The 8,358-nt window shown below is 46.7% G+C and carries 6 protein-coding genes; 1 reads left to right on the top strand and 5 read right to left on the bottom strand.

Annotation, left to right across the window (positions count from 1 at the left end; genetic code table 11):
- Positions 1-380: 380 nt before the first annotated feature.
- Positions 381-1,790: a Na+/H+ antiporter NhaC gene (gene nhaC, locus NWQ57_RS18190; RefSeq protein WP_306023594.1), complete on the bottom strand. Its 1,410-nt coding sequence runs from the start codon at positions 1,788-1,790 to the stop codon at positions 381-383.
- Positions 1,791-2,167: 377 nt separating this feature from the next.
- On the opposite strand from nhaC, the gene NWQ57_RS18185 reads away from it, so the two are divergent.
- Complete coding sequence (locus tag NWQ57_RS18185) at positions 2,168-3,301, top strand: ADP-ribosylglycohydrolase family protein (protein ID WP_306023593.1); 1,134 nt, start codon at positions 2,168-2,170, stop codon at positions 3,299-3,301.
- On the opposite strand, the gene ovoA is transcribed toward NWQ57_RS18185, so the two are convergent.
- The 4 genes from ovoA to NWQ57_RS18165 form a co-directional block, all read right to left on the bottom strand.
- Positions 3,273-5,435 (bottom strand): 5-histidylcysteine sulfoxide synthase, encoded by a 2,163-nt coding sequence (gene ovoA, locus NWQ57_RS18180; protein ID WP_306023592.1) that lies wholly within the window; start codon positions 5,433-5,435, stop codon positions 3,273-3,275. The genes NWQ57_RS18185 and ovoA overlap by 29 nt on opposite strands.
- 78 nt (positions 5,436-5,513) lie before the next feature.
- Positions 5,514-6,689 carry a MalY/PatB family protein gene (locus NWQ57_RS18175; RefSeq protein WP_306023591.1) on the bottom strand — a complete coding sequence of 392 codons (1,176 nt, stop codon included), beginning with the start codon at positions 6,687-6,689 and terminating at the stop codon, positions 5,514-5,516.
- Positions 6,690-7,004: 315 nt separating this feature from the next.
- Positions 7,005-7,901 carry a hypothetical protein gene (locus NWQ57_RS18170; protein ID WP_306023590.1) on the bottom strand — a complete coding sequence of 299 codons (897 nt, stop codon included), beginning with the start codon at positions 7,899-7,901 and terminating at the stop codon, positions 7,005-7,007.
- Positions 7,902-8,145: 244 nt separating this feature from the next.
- A partial coding sequence (locus tag NWQ57_RS18165; RefSeq protein WP_306023589.1) for a hypothetical protein occupies positions 8,146-8,358 on the bottom strand: 213 nt, incomplete at its 5' end.

Genomic DNA, 8,358 nt, shown 5'->3' with positions numbered 1-8,358 from the left:
CGTTCATACCACAAGCAAATCCCGGTATTATCTCAGTGTCATTTACGCAGATTGAGGTAAGTTAGAATGATCTCTTTTCGTTTAGCCAATGCCGTTTAAGTGAAGCCACTTTTGGCTTGTTCAGCAAATAAGATCAGCCATTGTTCTTTAGTACGCTTCATGATCTTTAACCTGATAATTCACAATGGCAGGCAGAGTAAGGTTGATCAGCTAGGATAGAAATGTGTGGTTGGCCATACGCTTAAGATAGCTTGTTAGCTAAACTACCCAGCGCTACAGCTACCGCGCCGGGTTGTCTCGCCAGTCAAAACCTAACTTGGCTCCAGAGCCAGCCTAACGGCCGTCTAGATGTCAACATATCCACTACGCATCAACTCGCCCTAAGAAACGGTATGCTGCTTTGGTTTAAGTAGGCCGATGCCAAAGATTGCCATTGCCACCGCAATCAGCGCATTTAAATAATTAAAAAACGCATATGGGGCAAAGTCTAAGACGTCTACGCCAAGGGTTGCTGTATAAAAAGCGCCAGCCGTGGTCCATGGGATCAGGCCGGTGGTCATCGTCGCCCCCTCTTCCACTGTGCGCGATAATACGGCAGGTTCAATATTGTGCTGCTGATACTTTGGTTTAAACAATTGGCAATTAAGAATGATCGAAATATAGGCCTCGCCCATGGCGATATTGCTTAAAAAACCCGACACTATGGTTGTGCCTATTAGCGTTGCCGTTCGTTGCACTCTTTTTATAATGCCCGCTAACAATGCATCCAAGAATCCGGCACCATGCAATACCCCGCCTAACGCGATTGCCATTAACGCTAATAATAACGTCCAGCTCATGCTACTGATGCCACCGCGACCGAGTAACGCATCCAAGTTCGCAATACCCGTGGTCTGGGGGCTATTTTCCCACAAGGCATTGAGCACCATGATCGGGTTTGATCCTTGATAAACAATGGCGATGATCACCGCCAGAATAATACTGCAAGACATGGTGACTTCGGCCGGCACGCGTTTAATACTCATCACAGCCAGTACAATCAAGGGTAATAAGGTGATCAAGGGGGCTAAACTGTATTGGCTGGCTAGTGCCACTTGCATAGCAGTGATATCGGCCAAGTTAAGCGCCTGCTCGCCGTAATTAAAGCCTATCACCAGAAATATCAAAAAAGTCAGCGCGAATGTGGGCAGGGTGGTAAACAACATGGCGTAGATATGCCGATAAAGATCCGTACCTGCACTCATGGCCGCAAGGTTTGTTGTATCAGAGATAGGCGACATTTTATCACCAAAGGTTGCGCCACAGACAACCATCCCAGCTACCAGGGGTAAAGGAATATTCATGGCCGCGCCAATACCCATAAACACCACACCCAAGGTGCCAACGGTGCCCCAGGATGTGCCGGTTGCCACGGACATCAAGGCACAGAGCAGTAACCCTACCGCCAAAAATAGGCTTGGGCTAAGCCAACTCAGACCGTAATAAATTAATGTGGCAATAGTGCCGCTGTGCATAAAGCTGGCAATGACCATGCCAATTAAGATAAAAATATAGATGGCGGGCATGGCTCTGCTTAGCGCATGGGTCATTAATTCTCGGATCTGCACATAACGATACCCCAGGCTAAACGCATTCAGCCCCACCCATAACAAACACAAAAACATCAGCGCATGCAAACTGATCCCAAGGCCAAACAACCCGCCCGCAATCGTGAGTACAATCACGCCAAAACAGATCATCGACTGCAAAAAACCGGGACTACGGGGTGATTTCGGCGAAGTTAAAGACAAGGTTGCACCAAGAGTAAAAATAACAGTATGGCTGAGTATATCAGCAGAACAGATAACGCTGCATACAATTTATACGTCAGAACCCCTCATAAAATGCCTTGCTAACGTTCGCTCGAAAGAAAAAGGCCTTACATCGTCTTGTTCATGCTAGCACTTTAGCTCGTTGGAAAAAGCCCGTGCAACGCCTTGTGTATGCTAGCACCTTAGCTCGTTAGATAAAGTCTTAAAATAAACGTCCAGTTAGGGCTTATCGGTGTATCAATTAACTGGCACGGCATGCAAAGTACTGAACGAGCCTTTACTACTTGGCTCAGAAGTGATTGCCGTCTTTTTCTGCAGATGAACACGGTGTTTATCTCGGTGACTGAGGATTGATCATGCAGCGTACCACGGCGCAACACACTCGTATTGCAGCGGCACTTAAAACAAGTTTTATTGCTGATGCGTTGGCGATGCCGGTACATTGGTTTTATCAACCGCTGGAAATAGCTAACGCCTTTGCCGGTGGCATCCAACGCTTTGAAGCAGCACCGGCGTTTCACCCTTCCTCTATTATGTCTTTGCACTCGAAAAACACCGGCGGCAGGCAGTCTGTGGCGACAGCTACTAAAGGCCATGCAGCCACCCCTGCACCAACCCAAATCATTGGTAACGTGATCTTAAAAGATAAAGCGCAGTTTTGGGACAAACCGAATGTGCATTATCATCAAGGCATGCAAGCAGGCGAAAACACACTCAATGCTCATTGTGCCCGGGTACTTATCCGCACCTTGGCAAGCTCAAACTCGCCCTATGATCCACTGACGTTTATTCATGCCTACATTAACTTTATGACGATGAGCCCGCCAGCGCACCCCGACACCTATGCCGAGTCTTACCATAGAGCTTTTTTTGCCAACTGGGCGAAAGGCCGCCAAGCTGATAAATGTGGTATGCAGACCCACGATACTGCGTCAATTGGTGCCTTGGTGACGATAGGTCCGTTAGTTTTTGCTGAAAGCCTCAGAGGCGCAACTGAAGCCGAGATACAAAACACCTGTCGAGTGCATTTGGCTTTAACGCACCCTGATGAATCATTAATGCGGGTATCTGATCGCTACGTAACACTGTTGTGTCAATTGATGCATGGGCTGGCTGAACAGGATGTTCAAGACAGTTTAATTGCAGCCAGTAAAAACGTCTCTCGCGTAGATTTGCGCAGCTTGCTCAAGCGCAACCTGCCAGATAGCCAAGTCATTGGCCAGATTTTCTCTCGCGCTTGTTATATCTCAGACTCTTGGCCCATCGTGCTGTATTTAGCCTGCAAATATCAACACGACCCTTGGCAGGCTTTGCTCGTCAACACCAATTTAGGCGGCGACAATGTTCATCGCGGCATCATCTTGGGCACGCTACTCGGCTTGCAAAGCGACGCTGTGGCGACCAGTTGGTTTGAACAACTGGTCGACCACAGATCGCTTGCTCAGGAAATTACAGCGCTAATTAATGTGGCAAGCGCTCCCAAATCGTGAGCTCGGATAACGTATGCTGAAATTTATGCTGCGTTTCCCGGATCACAAAGGGCACTTTTTGCGGCTCAGCCACCAATTTAAAGTGGCTTGAAAGCAGCGCTTTTAAGCCATCCAGTGTCGTGTAGTTTTCACCGTCTTTCTTAAAGCCGCCGATCCATTCATGTTTCGGCGTATGCTCTTCTAACCATGTATAAGGTGAAGCGATAATCAGCAAGCCGCCAGCATTGATACGATGCGCAATATCAGCCAAGAAACGGCTGGGGTGGTAAAGGCGATCAATTAAATTCGCCGCCAGCACTAAATCATAACCGGTAAATTGAGGCTTAAGGTTACAGGCATCGCCTTGATGAAAGGCAACCCGATTTGCACAAGCCTTTAGCCCTAATTCTTCTAGCGTACGGGTATGATAACTAACTAAATCGCCTTCCTCGACCCGGGCATATCGCACTTCGCCATACTGAGCCATTTTTGCCGCAAGGCCGGTAAAATTAGCCGAAAAATCAATGCCGTCTACGTTATCAAATTGTCGCGCCAGTTCAAAACTGGCTCGTCCACAGGCGCAACCTAAATCTAAGGCTTTTGCTGTCACTTTGCCTTGCATGGCTTTCAGAGCAATATCTGCGAGTACTTTTGAAAAATTGTCTACGCCGTGCCACTTATCACCAAAGTGAAACTCCGCATACTCTGATAGCAGCTTGTCACTTTCGTAATAGGCGGTTGGAGACGAAGCGGCAGTGGACGCGGCAATATAACGGAACCCAGCATGTTGAAAAAAGTGGCGCCGAAACGCATAACGCGCACTCAGTCGTGTTTCATTACCGCTTGAGATCCAAGAACCGCCTTTTATCAGATTGTGTTTACCATCAAAAGTCGGGGTGGTGAAATCGTCATAAAGCGGGTGCACTTTAAAGTGATCAAAAGGATAAATCGCCGTCTCCGTCCATTGCCAGACATTCCCTACGACATCAAACCAGCGGCCATGTTGATGACGCGTAATCGGGCAAGCAGAAGCATAATGGTCAAGATGTAAATTGGCATTGGCAATACCCGCGCCTAGCTCGGTCACACCGGCTTCTGCCGATAACCGGTACCATTCATCTTCTGTGGGCATCCGAATGTCCAACCCAGATTCGACTGACTTCCATTCACAAAACGCTTTCGCCTCATGGTAATTTACTTCAACGGGCCAGTCCCAAGGCATCTCAATTTCCTCGGTCATCAAACGTAAGCACCAGCCATTTTGCCAACGCCAGAAGGTCGGATGTTTTGCCTCAGTGTACTGTCGCCATTGCAGGCCTTCATCGCTCCAGAGCTGATCTTGCGTATAACCACCGTCTTCGACAAATTCCAAGAACTCTTGATTACTGACTAAATACTGGCTGGCTTTAAACTCAGCAACCTCTGCCTGATGCTGTCCATATTCGTTATCCCAGCCATAAGTATCACTGTCAAACGCTTTACCAATAGTGACGCTGCCAGCGCTCACGCTCAACAGTTTATTCTTGGGTGCTTGCCCTGCCTCTTTACAGATTGGCCATTCAGGCAAAGGCTTCACTTTGGCTAAGGCATGCTGTCGGATCAGCACCGTCGAGGTTTCAAGGTGAATGCGTTCATGTTCAATACCCATGATGATGGGCCACCAGCTATTCTCCCAATTAATAGGTAACACCAGCTCTTGCGTCTGAATAACCTGCAGTACTGTAGCCCGTACTTTTGCTCGGTACTCGCGAACGGCGGCAACACTGGGCCAATCGTAATGAGCTTCAGACAGATCATCCCAGCTCATTTCATCCACACCTACTGCAAATATAGATTCCATCTGAGGGTTAATCCGCGCCGATAGCCGTTTTGCCAATAACAGCTTATTAATAAAAAAGGTGGCGGTATGTCCAAAATAAAAAATGAGTGGATGACGTAGCGGTATCGCTTTTTCATAAAAGCCTGTTTCGTCAGCTATACAATCAAACAGCCGCGTATAGGTATCGAAGGTATTGGTAAAATAACGCGCTATCTCTGCGCGCTTCTCCGCCACGTTACCGCTGGTCAGTTGTGGTGTTCTGTTTAATGTCATTACATCAGTAGAAGTCACGGCGGGGGAAGTCATCGCTTCAGCGTTTTGGGTAGGTAATGTCATCGTCAAACACAATCCTTAATAGTTCACTGTGCCGTTGTACGTTAAAACACGGCAAAAAAGGCCAACTTTTAGCTTAAATTACTCTTTTTCTGCCAAGTCGACGCTGTTATGCCCCGTTAGGCTGGCTTTATTGCCTTGCAATCTGTTCACTGCGTCCACTAAATACGCTCGGGCACAACCAAAATTCAGACGAAAAAAATGTTTATCACCAAAATCTCTGCCTGCCGACGGGCCAATGCCTCTCGCCTCGCACCAAGCTTGCGTATCAGCAACCGCTAATTCGCTTGCATCTACCCATAATAAAAAAGTTGCCGCCGGCGATATCACCTTTAAGCCGTCAATCTTGTTGATCTCACGCACTAAAAAGTCACGATTGTCTTTTAAATAGGCTAATTGCTGCTGATACCAAGCATCACAATGTTTAAAGGCTGCATGGGTAGCCGTTAAACCCGCTACATTTACCCAGGGTAAAATACCCCGAGCAGCAAGATTAAACGCCGCTCTTAATGTGGGGTTGGGAATAATGGCAAAGGCGGCGCCTAGGCCGGCAATATTGAAGGTTTTACTGGCCGCCATTAAGGTTACTGAATGATCCGCCAATTTTGGATGGGCGCTGGCGGGCAAATGTGGCACATCATCTAAGATTAAATCAGCGTGTATTTCATCAGAGCACAGCAGCACATCATGTTTGCGGCAGATATCCGCAATTCTATCCAGCTCATCTTGCTTTAACACTGAGCCCATCGGGTTCATCGGATTACACATAATAAACAAGCGTGCTTTCGGATCCTCCGCGGCCTTTTCTAATGCATCAAAATCAAGCGTCCATCGCCCCTGCTCTAAAACCGAGCCAATACAAAGCCGTTCAAGTTTATTGATCGACGGTGCCGCTAAAATAGGCGGGTAATTTGGCGTTTGCACAATAATTTTATCGCCCGCTTGGCACACGGCGTTGATCATAACATTAAATGCCGGCACGATACCGGGTGTCCACACCAGCCAACTGGGATCGATCTGCCAACCATACCGCCGATGACACCAGGCAACCACGGCCGCTATGGCCTCAACATCGTGATCAGGATGCGTATAACCGAATAGACCGTCATCAATTCGCTGATGTAATGCCGCTAAAATGGGCTCGGCACAGCGAAACTCGGTATCGGCGATCCACATCGGTAAGATCTCGGTGCCTTTATAGCGTTCCCATTTATAGGCCTTCGACCTGGAACGATCGGGCTTGTCATTAAAATCCATTATTAGCCTTTCAATTTCTGAGAAAACGTCATGCGCGACATGATTTAAAACCTTATTCTGAGCTTACGTAATGCACCTGACAGTGCGGGCATTCATCTTCAAATACATAGGTTAAAATAACAGAAACACTGCCTTCTAAGAACATACCAGAGGTAAAAGCTAAGATGCGAGCACTAAGCAAGGCGGTGTTACGTTTTCGATTGATAATGTTGGTACTGGATAGGCATCTTGAGAATATTTGAGACCGTCACCGATAAATCCGTTAAAAATAGGCACATTCATACTTTAGACACATACCCTTGCGCTTAGCGATTCTCAGGGTGAGACACAATGATCCTTGCTATCAGTAAATAGCTGCTCAGGAGTATAAGCATAACGCTTTAATGCTTCGAAGGAAGCTTGGCTTAATAATGGATTATCTAATTTAATTAACCGACGTTGCTGACAACGAATTTGTTGGACTATTTGACCATAATGCTGTTGAAAATGTTGTTGCAAAAAGCCTGATTGCCAGCCCATTTCCATTCCCTTTTGGATGCGCTCCGCCAATATAGGGTAACGACGAGACACAAAAAACAATGACGGTTGTGGATAATACAAGAGTAAATGCGGTTCCATCTCAAGATCGTCGGCATGTGGGCTCGCTAAGTCTGACTGCACTTCACTAATGCTGCGCAGAAAACAATCAAATCGCAATTGTCGCGTCATATCAAATAACAATGAATAAATTGGGTTGGTCTCAACTTGGAGACCATTACTTCGAAGAATCTCAACATCTGGCCAATGTGCACCCTGCCCTATAACCAGTTTTGCTTGTCGCCAGTCATCAAGTGTCCGGACATCGTCAAACTTATGTTTTTGGTTTTTAGCAATTAAGCACACACGAAAACCCAATAAACCTTGAGTTAATGGAAAATAAATTGGGATAAGCTCACGCTCTCGTTCTGGAGATGGCGCGAACGCCGCTAAATGAAGGGAAGTACCGTCAATTAATTGCTGATGTGATCGCCCTTGGACCATTTCGTAACTATAAGAAATTTCAACATGACCATATTTTTCAGCGGTGACGCGCAAGGCATATTCTAATAATAATCGATGCGGTGAGTCTTCAAAATGATCAGGTACAATGATCAATGAGGGTTCAGAGGCATGAGTTGATGAAACAAGCTGCATCAGGCATAACAGGGCATACAACACATTATTTCGAGACATCTAACCCCCTTTATAGCCATAATCCTTCCGTAATTATTGAATATAAAGGTCTTGTAGATATTAAGCTAGAGAAGCTTGATAAGCTTGACGAAATAGCTTGTGTTGAGTGTTCATCAAAAAACGTGAAGAACAGCATTGAATCTATGGACATTCCTAGCTAAGCACAGCACTAAAACCAGTCACAATGTCACGTAAACTTGAGTTGTTTATGAACTATGGCAAGCGACGGCGATATCCCCTCGAATTAGCTTTTACTGGACGCTGGGATCAGTGAGCCACCCGTTTTATGTAACGCGGCCAGAACCTGTGGCTCCAATGGAAAACCGAAATAATACCCTTGTCCTTCGTCGCAATGCTCAGCCAGAAGAAATGCATACCGCTCTTGTGTTTCGACCCCCTCAGCGATGTAACCCAGCATACGTTCGGCACCGACATTAAAGATCTGAATGACACCTTT

The sequence above is a fragment of the Paraglaciecola sp. genome (assembly GCF_030730205.1).
Lineage (GTDB): Bacteria > Pseudomonadota > Gammaproteobacteria > Enterobacterales > Alteromonadaceae > Paraglaciecola.
Note: the sequence above shows the minus strand (reverse complement) of the source record. Positions and strands in the feature narration are given on the sequence as shown.